Below are 23,930 nucleotides of genomic sequence, written 5' to 3' on the forward strand. Positions count from 1 at the left end.
ACCTCATGTTTTGTTTAAAATTTCCTGATAAATCCGGGCATTTGTATAGATGATATAATCTGTAGCTGTTGTATCTGCAATTTCTTTTCCATCTTTATCCAGAAGCACCACTGTCAGGCGCACTCTATAGTTTGCATAGGTGTAGCCTTTCTCTTCAAATTCCGCTCCGGTAAGCGGAGAAAAACGAAAACGTGTGCTTAAAAGTCCGGAAGCATTCCTGTTAAAGCTCTCTTCCCACTGATATGACGTTTCCTCATTTACTGAAGACTTCTGTGTATTTTCTTTAAACATAACAGGAAGATAAGATGTAATTGGTAAAAGAGCCGTTTCATCGTAAATTCCATCAGAGTTCTTCTGGAACAATTGCATTTTATAACGAATGCTTGTCGCCTTTTCAAGGATTGCAGCGTCTACGTTGGAATAATCATAATCTGCCTTTGTATAGATAATGTCAGAGCGATTATTTGCCGTATCACTGGGGTTGATTCCCAGCTGCTTGGTGGTATCCTTTGAGCCAGTCTGGTCTACTGTAGAATATTTCAGAATCGCTTTGGATAAATTGGTAATATAATAGCGATTCTTATCTTCTATATCTTTCTTATTTCCTGTGATAGGCAGTTGAATCGAAGTGTTGGCAATCCGTGATATACCTACAGCTGTAATACCACTGTTATCCGCATCATCTGATGTATTTCTTGCCGGAAAATAATCGGTTCCGGCATAAGTAAGGGTAATATCTGCGGTAACTGTTACTGCCGAAGAATCATTCTCTGCAGTCTCTAATGCCTTTTTCAGCTCAATGCTTCCATATTTTAGTGTCAGGGTTTCAAGCTCAGCTGCATTTGATAATGTATCCTTCTTTTCTGTATAATCCAAACCTTTCCCTGACAATGTGTATGTATAGCTTACTAGCTCCGTACCAATTGCGCCATATGCAGTTTGATTTTTCAGATATTCCTTCAGGCTGATATCAAATTCATGATAGAATTGGGAAGGACCAAGAGTATTAAATCTTCCCTTTCCAGCTTCTGTTAGCTTCAGCTTGCTTTCCAGACGTATCTTTATGCTGTCACCGCTTTCCATAATTGTATCACCCATTTCTTTGCCATTATGAATGCGGCTGGTAGTAATTTTGAAAGATGTCTGTTCAACACCATTATACACAACATAGCTAGAGCCTGCTTCTTCTGCCCTAGATGTAATGGCTGCCGGAAGGGTTCCCTCTTTATGGGAAAAGGTTCCATAGTTTAACCGGTTGTTTATAACAGAATAGCCTTGGGTTGTAGGTACCTGAATCGTCAGGTAATACCCTTCAGTTCTAGCTTTCGTTTTGGAAGAGTCCGGAACTGTGATATGATATTTTTTAGCATCAGTATCACCATCCCCTGCTACACGGAAATACTTGATTTCTTTGCTATCTGTCGAAAGGGCAGCCTTTACAGTAGCCTTTTGGGGATCTGCTTCTTCCACATAACAGGTCTTGCCATCGCTAGATGAAGAATCTGTAGCAGAAGCAGTTAAGTCAAGCAGATCACAGATGGAAACCGGAGTAAACGCTTTTGCGGAGCCATCTGTTTTGGATGCACTGTCTGGCACTGTCATACTGGCAAGATTAAAACTATGGATGTTTTCAGTTCCAGTCATTGTGCAGGTATAATACTGCATGGTCTGTCTGTCAAGCAATGTCAGACGCGTTCCCGCTGGAAGAAGCGTTTGCTCACCTTGTGAGCTTCCTGCTGCCAGATCCAAAATCTTATCATAATACCACAAAAGATTCTCTCCGTTATCCACCATGGACTGCCAGTCTGTTTCTTTTTCATAGCTGTATTCCAGATAAGCAGTCAGTGGTTCGTCAAAGCCTGCTGTAGCATAATGATTGGCAGAAGTATCATTCATAGGATAATCAGAAACACAGTAATCTGTTCCGGCAAGAAATCTTGCTTTAAAGCTGATGTAGAGAACCTTTTTCACCAATACCGGAATGTACAGATGAAAGGGAGTTGCCTTTTCATCTGTAGGATTTGCATAAGTTACATCCAGCAAAGTAAACTGGCTGTTCTGGTTATCGTAAGCATTGGGGACGATGGATATTTTCTTTTCAGTACTTATGCGCAGGCTGGCATCATCCTTTGCTTGAAAGGTGCCTGTTTTGCCTGAATTGTTCCACCGATAAGTGGTTGCCGTGATGCCTTTTATCTGTGTTTTGACTTCAGCACCGTCTTTTACATTTGTCATTGCGGCTATGTAATTCCACAGAAGGGAATCCACATCTGCTGTATTATTTACAACAAGCACCGGGAAATCAATGTTTTTATCAACTGTTGTGGTTGTACTTTCCTCGCTCATGTACGTCGTCACATAGGCATCGTTTTTTGAATCTAAAAACTGTGAAAATCTTTTGTATGTAGGATCTGTCTGATTCGCAGATTCCTGTAAATTCCAATAACGGTCAGCAGCAGCCGTATTTATATTGTTTAATATACTTTTGGCAGTTGTAGTGCTATCAGCTACAATTCCCACACCATTACCTGTCATAACTGTTCCGTCCGCAAAAGGCACCTCGCTCTTCGGATTAACATCCAGCCACGGGCTGGCAGATGAAGATGGTTTGTCTGTGGAATTGATCGGCTTATAAGTCTGGTCCACGAATGCATCTGCATAAATGATCGCAGCAGTTCCATTTTTTATACCGATATCATTCTGCGGAAAGACATCCCCCTGAACTGCAACCGCTACCAGATTGATTTTGCCATTTACGCCGACTTTACCAATCCAAAAACCTGACGTATTTATTGTTTGGATACTTGCAGTCGATAACTCGTCTATCTTTGCTTTGTTATTATAACCAAATTTACAATTCTTTGCTAACAGATTATATCCATTGACTTTGTTACTGTACTTATTCGTAGTATTGTTTTCCGTATTACCAACTAACAATGCTGCGTATCCATTATCCTTATTATAAGTTACTCCAGTCACGTTATAAAATTCCATATTCGATGCCTGTATACTGCCATCCATAGCTCCGACAAGACCACCTGTATATCGTCCAAGAATGTTCACATTTTTTTCCTGACAATTTCGGAATGTGGCTGTTCTGTTCGGGTTGACATATCCAATAAATCCACCGATCCAGTTCATATCTGTCTTAATATTGAGATTCTCTTCACTGCTGTCACGAATCGTCACATCGACAGCTGAGTAGCCTACGAAACCACCAGTAAATTGCTGACCATTGATGACCGAATCCGACGTAATCACTACTTCTTTAATCGTCAGTGGTCTTTCGTGATATCCAATAATTCCTCCCGTGCAGGCACTTGAAGATTTCTGGTTGGAATTAATCTCTAGCGTAATCTTCATAGAAGTAAGGGAACATTTATTCACTTCGAACGTACCAGCTCTTCTTCCTGATGCCAGCAAACCACCAAGATCTCGCAGATTCTTGCCTGAAACACTCAAATTCTGTGCGCTTACATTCTCTACTTTTACGGAACTGAAATCATTTGCGCCCACAAGACCACCAGCAGCAGCTGTAGAAAAGCTTTGCGCATGTGTAGTAACCGATAACTGATTCACATTTTTCACATTTTCAGAACCGCCTTCATTTCCAGTAATCGTCAACTGACCATGCCCTACATTCCAGCCTACTAATCCACCTGTACTTCCATCGTAATTAACCCATTTTGTTACATTTTCGTTCTGAATCGTCCAGTTGTTGATAAAGGATACATTCCTTCTCTTTTCACTATATCCATCGATATAACCAATGGCTCCACCCGTCATAGTCCCACCATACACGTTTATGTCTTCCAGATGAAGACCATCAAAGGATACCGTACCAGCGGAATTGGCCGTTCTTGCAGCAAAACCGCCCACACCAATATGCATATCCTTGTCTCCTTTTTTCACATACGTTAACGTACCCTTTTCATCAAATAATCCAAGCTTAATGTTTCCTGATATCTTAAGATGATTTACCTTACATCCATCTGTAAAGTGAAAATCCACAAACAGTCCGGCACCCTGATTTCGCCACGCACCATTGCTGTATTCCATATGATAATCATTCTGATTCATATTTAATGTAATCACCGTGTCTGCATTCCGATCAGCATTTATGCTCTTAATTACCAGATTGCGGCGATATACTTCAGGAATACTGCAGTCACTATGCCAAACATTCTTATTATTTCCATAGCTGGAACCGATTCCCCGGAAACCATTTCCGTAGCTGCTCATATTTATGCTGTCTGTTGCAAATGTGAGCATAACCGGAATATTGGTATCAGCCGAAGTACTTTTCCCAGCCAAACGAGCCGCTGTTGTTCCTATGGTATAATTCTTCACCAGATAGGACACGCGATTCTTTGCCGTATCGCTGCCTGCAGCACTTGCAACTCCGCCCCAATAAGCTTCATCCGTAAGATTCGCAGCACCTGTCACTGTTCCAATTCCTTCATAGGATGCAGTACGTGGTTTACCATATTGATAAGCATCTACGACTTTGTCCACATCGGTGTAACTGCCACCTGAGTCCATCGCCCCTGCGCCGCTGTTTACAATCGCGGAAAGTAGCCACAATCCCTGGGCAGAGGTTACCGTAACATTCAGGCTTCCACTTGCATCGCTTACCTGAAGGTCACTTGTTCCTGCTGTCAAAGTCGGAATGGTATAGTTTTTATCCGTGTTATTTACCGTGCATCCTTCCGCACAGGCATAGCCATCCAGTACACGTCCTACATAAGGATTACGGTAAAAATACTTGCCACCATCTGATGTCGTTTTTCCATCGGCTGTGCCAGAAGTAGTTATCATATTCACTGTTTTATTGGCCGCTGCCGCATCTGCGCACGTTGTCGTAAAGGTATTGGATGTGTCATCCATATTTCGGAACACCACGCCGCCACCGGTCTTTTCGTAGTCATTGTCTTTTTCTGTGACTGGGACTGTGACATGGGTTGCACCGCCGACCAGACCTACATAGCCGCCTGCTGCGATCGTCTGTGGATAAGTTCCACTGAACGTCACGGAATTTTTAACATAATTTACTGACACATGACCAATGATTGTATCCCCGCCCATGCAGTAACCAACTACACCGCCAAAAAACGGATTTCTGCTGGTCCCCGGAAGACTTTCTGCCTGCATGGTGATCGTTGCCCGTGAATAATCCACGATCAGATCTTTTACGACACTTCCCCGGCTATATGCAATCAGACCTCCAAAGCTGTCTTTATTCTCATTAGTTCCTGTCAAGGCAACTGTAGTGTTCTGAGAGGCACCTACAATGACTCCGCTGAACGGCTTCTCCTTCGTACCTAGTCCGCCAAAGCTTTCTGCTGACAAAGTAATATCCTTATCAATCTTATAATATGCATTCAGCAGATAATTCGTTGCTTTTTCCGTATCAGCTGCATTCCCGTTCTCGCTCTTCCAGGCTCCGTTCTCCCAGGTGTAAGTAATATCTGTTCCTGTTGCATCACTGTTCGCACCATTTTGGAGATGATATCCTTCTGCAGTCTGTGTCTGATTTTCCAATACTTTTGAATTGAAAATTGCCTGGAATTTTGAAACACTGCCCGGATTCAGAATATAGGCTGCCAGTGAACTCAGCTGATGTGCATCTTCAATAATATACGGATCTCCATACGTTCCACATCCTTTCAGAAGACCGGTTGTCTTCTGATTAATATCCAGCTCATACTTGCTCTCTGTAATATTCTGCTGTGTATAGACGTAGCGAATAAAATTCGAGCTGCTATATCTTGATTTCACATATGCTTCATTGGCATTTTTCCCCTGTTCATCTGTGATATAGCTGTCACCGTCATAATATTGATACTGTTTATCCGGATTGCGTCCGGTCGTTCCTGTATTCGTCAATTCTACACCGTAAGTGACCTTATCATCCGTACTGTTGAAATTATACGTACCGGTACCTTCTGAAGAATACATAAAGGATTCTAAAAGAGTTGCCCTGGTAAATATTGTATGGGTTGTATGATAGTCAACCGTCACATTCCCATTGTTATAAACGGATGTAGACTTCGATGCATCCTCTTTCAGACGTCCATCCAGTGCAATATTGGAAAATGAAAGAGTCAGCTTCGTTGCCGTCGCACTGCCGACTTTACCGATCAGACTGCTTGCTGCATAAGCTGTTGTCTTACCAGATCCTTCTCCTGTCGTATAACCTTCTCCTGTAGAAAGCGCATTTACAGTTAATTTGACTGCCTGATCCATACGATTAATCAGAAGCGGTGCATAAGCTGCGCCATCTTTTGTTATCTCTGTCACACGAATTCCAGCCAGTGTCACATTATTCAGGCTGATTTCAACGATATTGCTGACCGGATCACCGATTACGCTTCCATAAATCAATGCACCGGAACTGTAGGAACCGGTCTCTGCTGTACTTTCCTTTCCTACCGTTCCTGAAAAAGAAGTACTCTTTACCGCTATGTTGTGAGTGGTATGATAAAATAATCCATGCTGCATCAAATAATGTTGATGGTCAGAATCTGACAGTGGTTTATTTTTACTTTTCGTCTCTTGTGCATTCATGCCATCATAATCAAAATTCAGACTGGTCGGCGTCTGATTCGTTCCAAGATTCACTGCTCCCAGCGGTGTCACCGGATAGTAGGAATATCCCTTCAGGTCAATTGGACCGGTGATCGTGACATCTGTCCGATCTCCCTGCCTGAAATAGCCTCTGATATTTACTGCCGCATACTGTGCGTCACTCCAGAGCACCATATCTTCCGGTGATGTGACACTATCCAAATTCAAAGTCGGATTATTCTTCCTGTAACTGTCCAGATTGTAGTAGTATCTTGTATTTCCATTTTTATAATTGCCTAACTGTCCGGTATAGGTATTTTTCCCTGTACCTTCTGTATCAATAAGCTCTGCTGTTCCATCCCCAGCACGCACTGCCAGAGAAACTACTGCATTGCTGTTTCCTGCATCATCCTTCTTTGTCGTACCGACTAGTTCATCGAAGTAGTCTGAGTTTTCGATATCAAGTGTTACCGCACCACTGCCAATCTTATAAGCAGCGTCGGAAGCATCTCCCCATGTACCTGCCTCGAGATACAGTGCAGACTCTACTACTTCCTTTCCACTTTGTGTCACTTTGATCAGACCGGTTCCCACCAGCAGACCGCTTGGCGTATCCTGCGTTGATTTTCCGGTAAATGTTGTTGTACTTTCCTTTTTTTCAAATATGATGCTGTTCGCAGCGGTTGCATTCCAGTATCCGGTTGCCTGATATACCAGACCGCCAAACTGAGCATTTGCATTCAATGTGGCTCCAGAAATCGTGACTCCACTTTTGCTGGCTGTATTGTCCGCAGATGCTGCAAACACTACATTCGTATTCTTCCACTGATAGCCAAGAAGTCCACCACTGGTTTTATTTGCACCATTAGTATTAATTTTTTCTTCGTTCACCTGAAGATTTGATATCTTAATCGTTGTGTCTGCTGACGTAGTACCATTCTGTGTTTCGCCCCTGCTGACTGCGATCAGACCACCGACTTTGGCATTGGAAGCAGATTTGGATATGATGGAACCGCTTAATGTACAAGCGTCAACCGACACTACACAACCTCCCATCACTTCCGCTGCCAGACCACCAATTCTCTGATTCTCGGTAGTACGTTTATCCGTAAGTGTGGAATCGCTTCCCCATGTACAATTCTGAAAGGTCAATTCCTTACCTTCACATCTTCCCAGGAAACCTGCCTGCCAGACGTGGAGCTTTTGGGCAACAGCTTCTTCTGCAACAGATACTTTGGTATTAACAGTCACATTTTTAAAAGCTGTAATCCCGCCTGCCAAACCGATTGCCGCTGAGACGAATGCCGGGTATCTGATATCATCTGATTTTTCTTCCTCATTTACATTCTGAGGAACTCTGCAGGCAACAGTTCCCGCAATTGTGAGATTCTGAATTATCACATCACCGGCGAACGGAATCAGCGCCAGACTATAATGTGCATCTCTCTGATCACTCCTCTTTGCGTAAAGCTGCCCTGCTGCATTGTCTTCCGTACCTGAAACATTTGCACCATACGTCGTCCCGATATCCAGGGTAATCTTATGACTGCTTCCGTCCAGTGTTCCAGCAAATTTCTGCGCAGTAACTCCTTTCTCAATGTTATCTTTACCAATACCCAGAATACCGGTGCCGGTAAGATCAATATCTCCGGTAAGTGTCACTTTCTGCGATGCTGCCGCATTTATTGGGGTAGCAAAGCTCAGCGCCGCGGAGCTTCCTCCTGTGTATGCCTTCGAAAGATCAAATGCCAGCACATATGCCGCAAATGCATTGGCACTGCCAAGCTCTGATCCGGTTCCATTATGCACCTGAACCGTGTGTACATCTTGATCAAATGTAAATACACCATTGCTTCCTTCAGATAGTTTATCGCCAAGGCGTATTACTTCACCCCAGTTTCCGATATCAGAACCGCCTCTATCTGCACCGGTATAACGGGTAAGACTCCATCCGCTTCCGTCTGCATTCAGACCATTGCCATTACCTGGTGCATATACCAGTCCATCATCATTATTTCCCACAATCTGCCCCACATGATGGTATGCCGTCGTAATCCTCTGACCACTTAAATCTGTTGTCCCATGTATACGCAGTACACCCTTTACCAGATGTCCCACCAGGCCTCCCCGACCTTCCACATTGTCGGCATCGGATGACAGGTCACTGTCATTGCTGCTTATTAACGTTACATTCCCAACGTTGAGCAGACCATCGTTCATTTTTCCAACCAGGCCGCCAAAGCTGGCTTTAGGATCCTTCTTCATATCTGCTGTGGAGGCAGACACATTTTCAATTTCAACATAACTACTTCCGGATATGGTTCCTACAATGCCGCCATAGGAATCGCTGATGTTTGTTCCACCTGTAGAGACAGCTTGAATGGACGAACCTGAATTTCCTTTAATTCTTAGGGTATTTGCCATAAGAGAAGACTGATAATTGCCAATCAGTCCGCCGAAGTTCGTAACTGAATCAGAAACTGCTGTGTTAACAGAATTTGATGCATTAGCGGTGTTGCCTAAATTAATTGAAATTTGGAAGGCTGTGGCACTGGTGTTATTAAGCATACCAAATAAGCCGCCCACATTCTGTCCGCTGGAAATCGTAAAGTTATTAAATGTATAATGGGAAAGATCATAGCTGATTGAGTTCTCTTGCGTGTTCTCAACAGAATATGCTCCGACCAGTCCACCTGCTGCTTTGTCACTTGCCGCTTTAAGCGTCAACTTATCAGCAAAGGTAAAAGGTATAACTGTTCCTTCTGTAGAAGCAACACAAAGAGTTCCATCTGTGGAGTTTCCAACAAGGCCACCGGCATTTCCTGAATCAGAAGAAACCTGGTTCACAGAGCATCCGGCAACAGTTAAGCTGGAATTTGCTTCCATGTAACCAACAAAACCACCGGCATCCGCCTCTCTGGCAGCTGCTGCAACTTTAACAGACCCGGTTTTTTGCTTAAGATCAGCAGTCAAAGAGGAGCCTGTTTTCATTGTATTGCAGAATAAGCCTGTATGGTTCTCTGCAGTTACCATAAGTTCATTAGGAAACTGATTTGTAAAGGTTATCTTTGCGCTGGCGTTAGCACCAAGGGTTCCAATCAACCCTCCAATTGTAGGCTCTGATATTTTATCCCCATTCAAATTTCTAAGTGCAATGTCAGCCTTCAGCGTTTTATCATCTCCTGCTATTATTGTTTCAGCCAGAAGTGGTTTTTTTGTACCAATTGCATTCTCAAAAAAGCCAAACGGGATTGTACCACTTAATGTTGCCTTTGTTGAAAGAGCGTTAAATAATGCTCTTGATGTGGATATGGAATATTGATTGGCGGCTGTATCTTCATCTAACTGAAAGGTTCCCTGATAAGGATCTGTCTCACTTCCTAAGCCCAGGAAATCATAGCTGGTTGTAGTCCCGGCACCTGTTCCACCGTTTTCATTGGTTCCACCCACCGTTACTGAGCTTGTAAGATCCCAGCCGGCTGTGGTGATTAACTTTATAGTATAGTCTTGATATTCTTTCGGTTTTACATTCGACAAAAGAATTAAGCCGTCTCCGTCAGTTACTTTAATGATCTTATCGTCATCTTTAACGGTTATTTTCTCTGATAAATTGTCTGCCTGCGTAAGACTTAAAGTCGAGCTCTGGTCATAGGTGGTTTCGCCGCTCTCATCAGACAACAGCTGCAAAGATAACTGAATCTTCTGATTCTCCTTCGCTGTGTCGTCTGTCTGGTTATCGGTATTGGAAGCATCTGACTTACCTTCATCAGATATAAAGCCATCATTAGTCGTCTGATTTTCATTTTCCCCGTCTTCTTTAGATTGCTCAGAGATATCAGAGGATTCTGTCTCAATATCTCCGCTTGTAAACTCATCCTCTGCTGCGGCCTGAACTTCACCTTCCTCGGCCATATCATCAGCAAGCAGGGAGGCTGGTGTGGTCAATACCATACAAGCCGCCAGCACTACTGCCGTTATACGCTTTGTCCAACTTTTATTTTCAGATTTTTTCATTCTCATCAATCCTATTCTGTCCCGGTAAAATCAGTACTTGATTTCTGCTGCTCTTGTGTTTGTTCCGAAAAACTAATTGTAACCAGGTTTTCAATCTCTAACCAGTTTTTCCCATCTAATAATTTCTCCGGATTTCTGTAAAACTGAAATTGCTTTACCGTTGTTAAATCATCCACTGTGAAATTGTAAGAATATGTAGAGGTTTTATTATCATAAATCGGCTCGGATTTCATAGCCCACTGGCTTAACAAAAGTTTATCAGACCATGTAACAGTTACAGTTCCCGCTCCGTTTCCAGATATCTCATAATTGAAAGCATCGTACTGATCAGGCGTTTTCTCTTGGGAATCAATAAAATGTCCTGTCCAGTTTTTATTTACCTGATAGTCCGCAAAAGAAAGCACAGCACCCAAAATCTGCGAATTTACGGCCGCCATCGAATCATTTGTAGGTTCTGCCTTGATCTGGATTTTCACATTATCCTTCAAGGCTTTCGGCATTGTAAATTGATAACTCTTTTGATCTGCATTACCTGATTTCAAGGCCTGACCCGAAATAGTGCAAGTTCCATTTTCCTCAAAAATATGAAACACGGTACTGTTCCCGAGTTCATTCAGCTTTATTCCGTTTTCGCCAGTACACCCCTGTGGAAGACTGCCGCCATCCGTAGAAAGAAGCTGAGCTGTAAGCGTGTAGTCAATACACTTGGGATTATAAAGAGATTCATCACCCCATACATAATTACACACTAACACTGTAAATGTATAATTATCATCATTTTCCACAAGGGAAATCCTCTTGACCGGACAGGTGTCATTTGGATACATAAGCGATAAATAATTAGAACTGAACATAGTGTTATCATCGGTCTGCCTTTTAGTAGAGACAACACGCTTCACACTATTGAAATTGGTATATGCGGCAAAGCTTCCGTACACTGCAACCGTGAGCGCGCCAATGAGAAAAAGTGCGCCCGCCAGCCTGTATCGCTTTATCCATCTCCAAAATTTTTCTTTCATTATTGTACCAGTCCTTCTCTTTTAACCATTTCAAAATCACTTTATTATAACATACTGTCAGTGACAGAGAAAGTAGCTATTTCACAAGGAATGCTCCCACGATTCTCTGGTCTTACGTTTTCGATATCTGTTATATCTCCACAGTTTTGCAGTAACATATGTTCGCCTGTAGCTTAAAAGTCTTTCGTTTAGCGGATGACTTGATGAGCTGGAAAAACAGTATGAAAAAATAACAAAAAATAAAACCTGCCTGGGAATCATCTTTTCAGATAAAACCCGGCAGGCTGCTTCTGTTAAATATGTTTTTCTGCTTTTTATATCCATTTGTCACTGTTCAATGGCCTGCGTTTCGGTGCCCCTCCCGCCGATTTTTATTCTTCTTATCGTCTTTTCCAACGTCTTCATATCAACCGGCTTTGAAATATGGGCATTCATACCGGCTGCCAGAGAATGCTGAATGTCCTCAGAAAATGCATTGGCGGTCATAGCAATGATCGGAATCGTCTTTGCCAATTCATGAGTACTCCTGCGGATTGCTCTCGTTGCATCATAGCCATTCATAACAGGCATCTGCACATCCATCAGGATCATGTCATAATCCCCTGGGGCAGACTGCTCAAATGCCTCCAGAACTCTTTCACCATTTTCACAGATGATACACTCTGCGCCCTCAATCTTTAACAGTTCCATTAGGATTTCTGCATTTAGCTCATTATCCTCTGCACACAGGAACCTCATTCCTTTCAGGGTATTACTATCCGGTTCATCTATTTCTTCCTGTGCTGTCAAAACAACCTTTCTGTCCTCTGCAATTCTCAGATCTATGAGAACCTCAAAACAGCTTCCCTGTCCCAGTTCACTCTCCACATCAATGGTGCCTCCCATTGCTTCAACCAGATTTTTGGTAATAGCCATTCCAAGACCGGTTCCCTGTATCTTATTAGTCACAGAACTTTCAGCCCGGGTAAAAGCATCAAAGATCGTCTCTTTGAAATCTGCCGACATTCCTATTCCATTATCGCTGACTAAGAAACGGTACTTTGCGTAGACAGATGACTTTGTCTCACATTCTTCTACCAGAAACTGAATTTTTCCACCTTTCTGCGTGTATTTCACTGCATTAGAAACCAAGTTGCTGAAAATCTGCATTAAATGAACCTTGTCACCATTCACCCACTCGTGCCGGATGTTTTCTTTTATGATCGTAAGAGTCTGGTTTTTTTCGTCTATCTGTGAATGGAATATGGTATTGAGTTCTGTAATAAAATCCAAGATGGAAAAATCGATATACTTAAAAACTGTTTTTCCTGCCTCAATTTTGCTCATATCCAGAACATCATTGATGATTCCTAACAGATGCTGTGATGAAATGTCTATTTTATCTGCATACTCTATTACTTTCGCTTTATTGCCTGCATCATGTCTGATCAATGACGTCATACCGATAATTGCATTCATTGGTGTACGAATATCATGTGACATATTGGACAGGAAATCTGTTTTCGCCTTATTTGCATTTTCAGCTGTCTGCAAGGCTTCCGTTGCAATGTCCTTTGCCTTTTTCAGTTTTTTATTGGCGACTTGCATTTCCCTCAATGCCTGTATCTGAATCTCATTATTTCTTTTTTCATATTCAGCTTTTTGATCAGCAAGACGGCGTCTGGAAATACTGTAGAATAATCCGGCAAAAAGCAAAAGTATAAAACCTGCCATGAGTAATGTTGTAAATCCTATTGTTTTCTGATAATCTTTCAGTACATTATCTACAACACTCTTTTCTACAATACAGATCAGCATGGTGTTATTATTTTCTATCGGACAGTATCCCAGATAGTAAGGTTTGTCACTTCCCAGAAGTTCTACCCCCTGTTCTCTGCCATCCAGCTTTTTTTGAAGAGAATCAGCCTCTTCCTCAGCGATAGCCTGATCTCCTTTTAAATGCTTTAACAAAAAATAGTTTCTAAAAAATTTATCTTCTTTCTGATTTGTATAAGTAATATTTCCGTCGTTATCCAGCATAAACAGATACGCATTCCCGTTATAGCTTTTCACACTTAACATAGAATCTAATTTTGAATGATCATACAAGGTTCCAATTGCCGTATAAGTTTCCCCATTAATCGTATATTCCTGACATGGAATTGCAACCAGATAACCATCTTTTTTCTTCTGGTTGTAATCAAGAGAAACCAATTTTCCAATATTATATCCGTTCCTCAAATCCAACAAAAGTTTACTTGGCATGTCAACCCGAAGTTTTGTTCCATCAGTGGTTATTGCCTTTCCATTTTCCTGGAGAAATATAAGTGTACTTTCAGATTCTTTCTGCCATGCCTCAAAGAACTTCTTGTTTCTATCCAGTTCAATAGATCTCACTTCCTCTTGAATAAGAGAATCCTCAAGCAAATGCAGCTGGCTGTAGTATCCATTCACCTGCAGATCATAGGTCTGCTGTATCTGTTCAACAACAGCTCCCATACTGCTTTTCCCGTTTTCCGCGATATAGCTGTTCATCCTGTTCAAAAGGAGCTTTACAAAAATTAAGCTTAAAAGTATAAGAATTAAAAAAAACAATGGTACTATGATCTTTTTTCTTTTTGTTATCGCTTGTTCTTTTCCCACTTTTATTTTTCAACCTCTATATAATCTTCCGGTGCTGACGGTTGCTGTCCGTTTGCCATTGCTGCAGTCCATGCACTTGATAATGTTGTGTCCTTAAGCTGCCTGATCTCACATTCCGGATTTATTTTTTTCAAAACAGACATTGTGGTGTCTGTAAGAAGAATAGAGTACTCCTTGTCTTTGTCTGTTTTTTTCTTATTTACTTCTATGTCCTGTAATGAGAATCCGTTTTCCTCCTGACTGACGATTATTTTCATACCGGATGCAATTGGTAATTCATATTTATTGGTTACATGAAATTTCTCATCAGAATCAGCAAGATATTTCTCCGCAAGTTCATAAACCTCTTTGCCATTGATTTTTGCCAGATATAATGGTGTATCTGAACTCTTTGCTGTCATCAAAGCAACCCGGCTGCCGGTGCACTCCCCTTTGTAAATGGAAGAAGTAAAATAATAATATGGTACCAAAGCCAGCTGAGCATCATTTTCTTCTCTGATCGTAGTTAAAATAGAAGATGCCGCATCACGACCGTTTTTATCATTTAGTGAAATAGAATATTCATTTTCAAAATTTACTGTGTTTTTTTCTTTTGAATCCTTACTGTTCATTGTGCTGCGAAAAGCATCATACGCCTGTGTTTCATCCATTTCCCCTGACAATAATCCGTGAACAGCCTTAAGGCTGGCATCAAATGATTTTTGAGCAGAATATCGGATATAAACAGAATTATTATTAATTTCATCTTCAAGGCCAGGTACATCTTCCATCATGTTTGGAACATCTACATTTAATGAAATTACACCCTTTCCTTCTGCAATCAGCGTTTGTCCTTCTTTTGAAATCATACGATCCAGGACATCGAATGCCAGGTCCAGTTTTTCCTGATCTTTTTCCAGGTCTTTGTTGAATGCAATATTCAGAGAAGGGGTCATATTTATAAAAGATTCATCCGAAATCTGTGAAAAAAACGGTATACGGGTTAATTCTGCACCCATCTGTTCCTGATATTCCTGCATAAGTGCCGGATAACCATGAAACATTGCTGCTTTTCCCTCAAGGAACATCTGCGCTGCAGTATTAATATCGACGCTGATATCATCACTTGTAAAATGTGAGTCCTTCAAAAATGTATTGGTTTCTGAAAAAATACGTTTCCATAACGCATCATCAAACGCAATATCCCCTGATGCACTTTCAGCTGAGCTTCTCCATTCGATTCCATCCAGACTCATGAATTCACCGATTGCACCTGCCTGAATCACCTCATGAGCAGACCAGTCTTCTGCAAGATCCAGGGAATACGGTTTTATACCATTATCATAAAATTGCTGGCATGCCTGTGCATATTCCTTATAATTTTCCGGTATCTTGATCCCGAGCTGCTCAAACAATGTCTTGTTGGCAATGATCGTCTGCGGCATACCGCAGATAGGAAGCCACTGAATCTCATCTTTTGAGTTTTTATAATATTGCAATGCATAAGAGTAATATCTGGAAACCACATCATAAGAAGCAAAATCCATAAGATACGGCTCCAGATCCTGTGCATCTGTTCCTGAGAATCGACGTACAGTTATGATATCCGGCAGTTCACCATGTTCTTCAAAATAGCTGTATAAATCGGTATCATTGTTGCCGGTAATAAACTCAATATCCTGATCCGGAAACTGCTCATAGATATAGGGTACAATATTTTTCATTAAACGATTTTCCCACAGATACACAGTAAGGTGATCATCATTTTCAGATACTGCTTTTTCAGATTGTCCACAGCCAGACAAAACAGTAGTTGCTACAAGCACCCCTGACAATAAAGCTATCAGATAATGTTTTGCCTTTTTCATACTCGTATTTTCCTCATTCTTTCCTGCTAAAATCATTAATTCAATAATCGGGAATCAATTACAGCCAGCTTTCCAGGACATCATTCAGCTTATTCATATCCAGCGGTTTTGCGATATGTCCATTCATGCCTGTGTTTTTTGCCAGCTGTACATCTTCTGCAAAAGCATTGGCAGTCATGGCAACGATCGGCAGTTTTCCCTGTTCACCCGGAAGGCTCCTGATCGCTGCGGTTGCCTCATAACCATTCATGACAGGCATTTGGATATCCATAAAAACAAGATCATACAAGCCTTTCGGAGAAACTTCCACTTTTTCAACTGCAGCTTTTCCATTTTCTGCTGTTTCCACTTCTGCCCCTGTCATCTGTAAAATTTCAACAGCAATTTCTCTGTTTAACTCATTATCATCAACCACCAGAATTCTTTTTCCTGTATAATCTGCTTCTGACAGCTTCTGCAGATAATTTCTTGCTGCTTTTTCTTTTCTGTCCGAAGTAAACTGCCGCAATGTTGCCGTCAGCCTGGAACGGAACAGCGGTTTTGCAATAAAAGCATCTACACCTGCAGCCTTTGCTTCTTCTTCAATCTCGCTGAATTCATAAGATGTCAGTACAATGATGGTAATCTCTTTACCTATACGCTTCCGGATCTGTCTGGCAGTTTCTATTCCATCCATATCCGGCATCTTCCAGTCCAGAATAACAGCAAAATAATCGCACTTCAACTCGTGGTGTGCATAACAACGCTCAACGGCTTCTCTGCCGGAGAGAACCCATTCACCTGTAATACCGATTTCTTTCAGTGTGGCAACTGTACTTTCACAGCATGTCTTATCATCATCCACAACCAGAACAGGAAGATTCATCAGATTTTTGTCCTGTGCTTTTTCTTTTTCCTGAAGCTCCAGGTAAATCGTTACCGTAATTCTGGTTCCCTTATGTAAGGTGCTCTCCACTTTAATATTACCATTCATCAGATTAACAATATTTCTGCTGATCGCCATTCCCAGACCAGTTCCCTGAACTCTGGTTGTCCGGTGATCATCTGCGCGACTGAAAGGATCAAACATGATTTTCTGGAATTCCGGTGACATACCGATTCCATTATCCTCAATCGTAAATTCATAGCATCCAAGCTCTGAAAATCCATTTGGCTTTTCCTCTATGGAAAAAATAATATTCCCACCATCCGGTGTATACTTGATCGCATTACTCATCAGATTCACAAACACCTGCTGAATCCTCAGACTGTCACCGCAGACATCCTCATGTTCAATGTGATTAATATGTATATCAAAATTATGTTTATGTTCATCAAGCACCGGTTTCGTAAGCGTAATAAGATTATCCACCAGTTCTGACAGATTGAAATCTTCCTGTGCCAGCGTCATTTTTCCGCTTTCGATACGTGCCATATCCAGCACTTCATTGATCAGCCCCAGCAGATGGCGGCTTGATTCTGTAATCTTGCTGAGACATTCAATAACTCTGTCCTGACTCTCAATATTTGCTCCTGCGATCGCTGTCAGACCGACAATAGCGTTCATCGGTGTCCTGATATCATGGGACATATTGGAAAGGAATTCTGTTTTCGCACGATTAGCATTTTCTGCAGAACAGTAAGCCTCTTTCAGTGCCTGACGGGATTCAATCTCTGCTTTTTTCTCCTGTGTCACATCCATGGATGCCAGCAATACTTTTACCAGTTTTCCATCCTCCCATTCCAGGGGTATGTAAGAAGCGATCTTATAAGTCTTTTCATCCTGGCTGCAATACTCAAACTTATAAATATCATTTTCACTTTTCAGTTTTTTCCGAATATTATCCGGGGCTATCAGGATATCTATAGCTTCCAATGGTTCCAGTGTCTTATATTTTTCAAGAACCTGCATCTGAAAATCATGATAAAATCCCAGAGGTTTATATATCATCTGTCCATTCAGATTGTAGAATTCATATCTGTCATTTTCCAGATCACAGACAACAAAACGGTCAACCAGACGCACAATACTCTGGATCAGCTGCTCCATGGAAGCATTATCCGCTGCCATCTGCAGATGCCGTGCACTCTCCACCTTTGTCTCTGTGATATCCCGCAGAAAGATCATGGCATATTCTGAATCCTCTATCTCGCCGCGTATGATCACATTACGGACCCATCGTTCTTCTCCATTCAGAGTGATACGGCACTCCAAAGCCAATTCGGTTTCCAGACCCTTCAGCCTTTCTGCAATATAACCACGGTCGTAAAAAGAGGATACCGCCTTCTTATCTTTCTCCACAACATAGGAATCCACAAAATGCCGGATCAATTCATCCCATGTATGACTCTGTTCAAAGACTGTCATCAGGGATGTTTCAACCTTAAAGGTATCAAAAGTATTCGCTTCCAGATTCACATAATACTCGCACAGATCTGCTTTCGTAAAAGCTCGGTGGAAAGCAGCAAATTTTTGTGCCTGCATGATTTCTTTTTTCTCCCCATCAATGTTAATAAAAATCCCGGCAATCCTGCTGGCAGAACCATCCAGACGGCGTATTACTTCTGCCGATGCCCGAAACCACTGGTATTGATTATCCTTCATTCTCATACGATACTCTACCTGGTATTTTATCTGGTTCGTCTTATCCTTAATTGCCGCCTGAAGCTGCACCATTACTCTTTCTTTATCCTGTGGATGCAGAAGATCTGACCAGGATTCCAGTTTATTCGGAAAGTCCAGAGTGTCATGATAGCCAAGCATTTTTCGGAATTCATGACTCCAGTTTGCATTCACAATCTCACTGTTTTCGTCACAGTCAAAATACCAGAAGCCGGAACAGATAGCCTCATTGAGCAGTGCCAGATTTACATGATCCCAGTTGACCTGTACGGACATAACCCAGATCTGTCTGCCCGCCTCATCTGTCGCATCTTCTTTATAAAGCCGTACATTATTCACTGTACCGTCTGCTGTAAGGATCTGTGATTCCCCTGCTCCGTGAAGCTGCAAAAAACGATCTCGATCCAGTATATCTTCCTCTCCATAAAAGAAATTTTTCAATGAGCCGTTTGTCTGCTTCATAAAAGAGTCGAATGTATATCCTGTACTATGTAACAGCAGATTGCTCACAGATAAAACAGACAGGTTTTGGTCATAATATCCTGTCATTATGCCTACCCCGCCATTATTTTCCAGTGTTTTCTGTACTGCCTGTGACATGGCCTGTGTCTGTCCCGGTACAGTCTCACTTAAAAAATATATTTTGTCTTCATAATTTCCCATTTTATAAAAATCCTCACTCTGTTTCATGCTTCGTTATCCTGCTTTTATCTATATACAGAGAACCTATCCCTGCCAGTTTTCTTATCCATTTTTGCATACAAAAAAGGACACCTTCCAAAACCTGCCAGCGTCCCTACTATATTTCTTTAACATCACACTGATTTTAGCCCCTTCTGGCTTTGCGGCCCTGCCTTTCAGCAGGTTTGCCTTGAAATAATTTCCATTTTTATCAAAAATAAAATACCATGAAGTTTTTCATACGTCAATAATGTTGGATAGAAAATCCGTGTATTTTGCGTATGCCAGGTTGCATTGTCAGGGATTAGGATGAATTTTGGCTATTTTGCACATTGATATTATTATCTGTTATACATATAGTAATATTAACAGGACTCCCCGCACCTCTCAACGATGTGCCCCAGGGGAGATATTTTTTTATATGAAGATATTATTGAAGAAATAATATAAAGTGGAGTTCTGGTTTAGGGAATTCCATTTTTATTGCTTGTATTTGCTTTGTTATTAGCGTACTTTGCTCCCATATGATATCCTGTTTTTTTCGCATATTTAGGATAAAAGAAAAGCCATGGCTCTGCCATGACCTTTCAATTTATATTTGCTGTCTTATTCAGCAGAAATACCTGCCAGTTTTACATTTACGTTATAAGTTGCCGGGTCTTCTGCTGCTGCATTATTGACACAATCAGCATCGGTACCTTCCATCCAGATATAAACACGCATTTTTACGCCATCATACCCTACGGAAGAAGCAATTTTTTGTGTGCCAGATGAAACTTCATAGTTCTTTCCAACCTTCGTGGCTATCCAGTTTTGACTATTCTGATCGGTATAAGTAGTAGCATAAATATATGGATAAGTCACTGCTACTGGTTTTAATTTTCCGTCTGTCTTCGTGCAATCCAGCACATCACCTTCTTTTCCTTTAGCTGTATTGTATTCTGCCTGCGGGTTTTTCTTATCACTTATGGCAAAAATGTATTCACCCTGTGATGGCTGTTTTTTTCCAACTTTATGTACTACAAAACCGACCCGGATCGCAGATGAGATTGGATTCTTCGAATCGCTGTCCTCAAAGCCGATGTCTGCTATGTAAATATCGGTAGGATCGCCGTTTGTTTTCAGAAAAAGGCTGGTATTGTAATAATCACTGTAATCTCCCTTTCCAAAGAGACTTGCTACCAGATTGGACTGATTCTCGGTTCCATTGGTAAATCCCAGAACTTTCTGGAAGCCGCCGCTGATCCGGTTGGTGGATACAGGATTCAGTCTTCCGGAAAAACTGTCCAGAACTGCTGCCGAACCATATGTTCCGCTGTAGGAATTGCTGATCTGCAGATTGACGCCTGCTCCTGCTGCCATACGGACTTTTGTTGTATGACGGCTTGTGTTGTATATATACCATGCGTATGTTGCTGAAACCACTGCGATCAGTGCAATAAGCAACGCAAAAGCACCTGTGGTAAGTCTGTTTCCTAGTTTTTTTCTGCTGGAAATATCTGATTTATTTATCTCATCAGAAATAATTGGCACCTCCATTTTCTGTTTATCGTCAGAGTGTCTCTTATTATACACTTTTGTACAATATCATACCATATTCCATTATTTTCATCAATTCATCATTGATGCTGTTTTTTTAAGTTTCTATTACAGTTTCCGTCAGTTTTTCACCTTCGGCTGACCGTTAAGACGGTATTTTCAGTGTTCAGAAAAGACCGGCGATTTTCACCTCGCCGGTCTTTTGCTTTTGGAATTTATTTTGTATTTTATTTACGGTTGTAGTTGATCAGGCAGCCTTTGAGGATGATCTCTCTCTCATCGTCTGTCAGCTCACCAAGTGTAACGTCGAACTCTTTCAGGGAGTCACCGTCTACTGTGTAGCCTTTGATCACGTCTGCCTTTTCCTCAACTGCCTTGCGGATTCCAGGGAAGAACAGGTAATCACCGTTCCTGAACGGAAGGTCTCCGGCCGGGATCAGGAATGGGAGCATACCCCAGTTGATCAGGTTGGAACGATATCTCTTGGTTGCGTACTCATTGGCAACGTTTGCCCAGCCGCCAAGTACCTTCTGGCAGGATGCAGCCTGCTCTCTTGCGGAACCATCGCCAGGTTTCACTGCAAAGATGGTGCTTCCTACACCAAGGTTTGTCTTGTCAACATCCGGATAGGATTTATGGATGGTTTCCATAACCGGTTTCAGTTCCGGAACTGCCTCAGCCGGGCACTGACCTGCCTGAATTGCCTTCTGTGCTGCCTGGATCTCTTTTGCACGGCCTACGTAAGCCGGGTCTTTTCTGGAGAGTGTGAACTCTGCAAGTCCAAGCGGATTGGAACGGTAGGAAGATGTCTCGCCGGATGGAATCAGCTCGTCAGTTGTGGTAACCGGATCGTGGATCTCGGAAACAACTTTCAGGATCAGGTTGTCTGCAAGTGCAGCCATCTCCGGCCAGTCCTTGATGTTCGGGCCAAACTGGATCTCAACGCTTGGATCTGCTACGCCCTTGCTGTCAAATACACGGTTCTCGTAGATGGATTTATCGAAGTAATATTTATGCTCGGAATAGCTTCCCTCAAACTCCTCTGCTGATGTAAGGAATCCCTTATTGGCAGCTGTTGCAGCAATGGAACGTGCATCCATAAGTGCAACAGAAGAGATCTGACCGTTCTGGATCTTGGAGCCTTCACGGTTCGGGAAGTTTCTGGTTGTGTGTCGGATACTGAACGCATTGTTGGCTGGTGTATCTCCGGCACCAAAGCACGGTCCGCAGAATGCAGTTTTCACAACAGCACCTGTTCCGATCAGCTCTGCAAGAACGCCGTTCTTAGCCAGCTCCATGTAGATCGGAGTACTTGCCGGGTAAACGCTTAATGTGAAAGCATCGTGGCCGATGTTTTTGCCCTTGAGGATGTCTGCTGCTGCACAGATATTCTCGAATCCGCCGCCTGCACATCCGGCAATGATTCCCTGCTCAACATAAAGCTGTCCGTCAACTACCTTATCTCTTAATGTGAAAGGAATTTTTCCATCAAGGCTTACCTGTGCTCTTTTCTCAACATCTACAAGGATGTCGTCCAGGTTTGCTTTCAGCTCATCGATGGTGTAAGTATTGCTTGGATGGAACGGCATTGCGATCATTGGCTTGATCTCACCAAGGTCGATTTCAACGCAGCCGTCATAGTATGCAACACTGCCTGGTTTCAGTTCTTTGTAATCTTCCGGTCTTCCGTGGATCGCATAAAATTCCTCGATCTTCTCATCTGTCTGCCAGATGGATGAAAGACATGTGGTCTCTGTTGTCATAACATCGATTCCGATACGGAAGTCAGCACTTAAGTTTGCAACGCCTGGTCCAACGAACTCCATAACTTTATTCTTCACATAGCCGTTGGCAAAAACTTCTCCGATGATAGCCAGTGCAACGTCCTGCGGTCCTACGCCCGGGCGCGGAGTGCCTTTCAGATAGATGGCAACTACTCCTGGCATGTTGATGTCATATGTCTGACAGAGAAGCTGTTTTACAAGCTCCGGTCCGCCCTCACCCATAGCCATGGTTCCAAGAGCACCGTATCTTGTATGACTGTCAGAACCGAGGATCATTTTTCCGCCGCCTGCAAGCATTTCTCTTGCGAACTGATGGATAACTGCCTGATGAGGCGGTACGTAAACACCACCATATTTCTTTGCACAGGTGAGACCAAACATGTGGTCATCTTCGTTGATGGTTCCGCCTACTGCACAGAGAGAGTTATGGCAGTTGGTCAGTACATATGGTACCGGGAATTTCTCAAGTCCTGAAGCTCTTGCTGTCTGGATGATTCCTACAAATGTGATATCATGGGAAGTCAGTTTATCGAATTTGATCTGAAGCTTCTCCATGTTGTCAGATTTATTGTGAGCCTTGAGAATTGAATATGCGATGGTATTCTTTGCAGCCTCTTCCTTCGCTACTGGCAGGTTCGCCTGGTTCTCAGGAATGATATCCTGTCCGTTCTGAAGATAAACACCGGTATCGTAAATTTTCATTTAGGTTCCTCCAATCTGTAATGATTCTTTTTTTCATAATTTCGTTTATTATAGAGGATTTTTACACATTAGTCAATAAAAGTGAGCTAGGCTGATGCACTGTTTCCTGTACAAAATGGCTGATATTCTTATAAAGTCCGGATCTTTACAACTTTACTTTCCATGTCTCTGACGGTATACTATAGCCATTCGATAACTTTTACGGCAATACAGAAAGGAAATTTTATATGTTTCGTTTATGGGGAAAAATATGGAAGGATAATCATATGCTTCAAGATACAGTAGTCTGTGATGACAGTGACGATACAAGAACACATAAGATCTTTCATGGGCTTGAGGAGATCTGTTATGAGATGGATCTTGGAAATCCTATCTGGCTGGATTCTACTGTAAAGGATTTTAAGAAGCATGATAAAGCACGTTTTTATCAGGATAATTTTATTGAGCAGATCGACTTTGATTACCTGGAGATCCAGGTGATCGAGGAAGATTAGAATATCAGAATACCGGAAATTGACGGGGAGAACTGATACATTTATAGTATCAGCTCTCC

Annotated in this window: 8 protein-coding genes and 1 riboswitch; of the genes, 1 reads left to right on the plus strand and 7 read right to left on the minus strand. The window is 42.1% G+C overall.

Annotation, left to right across the window (positions count from 1 at the left end):
• Positions 1-3: 3 nt before the first annotated feature.
• From AC04Q4_RS10590 to AC04Q4_RS10620, 7 genes are all read right to left on the minus strand, one after another.
• Positions 4-10,581, minus strand: a complete 10,578-nt coding sequence (locus AC04Q4_RS10590; protein ID WP_476388946.1) for a hypothetical protein — start codon at positions 10,579-10,581, stop codon at positions 4-6.
• An 11-nt stretch (positions 10,582-10,592) separates the two neighbouring features.
• On the minus strand, positions 10,593-11,600 hold the full coding sequence (locus AC04Q4_RS10595) for a hypothetical protein (protein WP_476388947.1): 1,008 nt from the start codon (positions 11,598-11,600) through the stop codon (positions 10,593-10,595).
• Positions 11,601-11,927: 327 nt separating this feature from the next.
• Positions 11,928-14,078, minus strand: a complete 2,151-nt coding sequence (locus AC04Q4_RS10600) for an ATP-binding protein (RefSeq protein WP_173738381.1) — start codon at positions 14,076-14,078, stop codon at positions 11,928-11,930.
• Positions 14,079-14,224: 146 nt separating this feature from the next.
• Complete coding sequence (locus tag AC04Q4_RS10605; RefSeq protein ID WP_476388948.1) at positions 14,225-16,069, minus strand: extracellular solute-binding protein; 1,845 nt, start codon at positions 16,067-16,069, stop codon at positions 14,225-14,227.
• 58 nt (positions 16,070-16,127) lie between these two features.
• A complete protein-coding gene (locus AC04Q4_RS10610; RefSeq protein ID WP_476389092.1) occupies positions 16,128-19,334 on the minus strand; it encodes a response regulator in 3,207 nt (1,068 codons plus the stop codon).
• A gap of 112 nt (positions 19,335-19,446) precedes the next feature.
• Positions 19,447-19,552, minus strand: a riboswitch (cyclic di-GMP riboswitch).
• Between the two features lie 406 nt (positions 19,553-19,958).
• A complete protein-coding gene (locus AC04Q4_RS10615) occupies positions 19,959-20,891 on the minus strand; it encodes a hypothetical protein (protein ID WP_476388949.1) in 933 nt (310 codons plus the stop codon).
• A gap of 227 nt (positions 20,892-21,118) precedes the next feature.
• Positions 21,119-23,377: a hydratase gene (locus AC04Q4_RS10620; RefSeq protein WP_476388950.1), complete on the minus strand. Its 2,259-nt coding sequence runs from the start codon at positions 23,375-23,377 to the stop codon at positions 21,119-21,121.
• 227 nt (positions 23,378-23,604) lie between these two features.
• On the opposite strand from AC04Q4_RS10620, the gene AC04Q4_RS10625 reads away from it, so the two are divergent.
• Entirely contained in the window at positions 23,605-23,871 is a 267-nt protein-coding gene (locus tag AC04Q4_RS10625) for a hypothetical protein (RefSeq protein ID WP_173738377.1), read from the plus strand.
• The last annotated feature ends 59 nt before the right edge of the window (positions 23,872-23,930 follow it).

This window comes from Blautia sp. HA8986 (assembly GCF_056504635.1).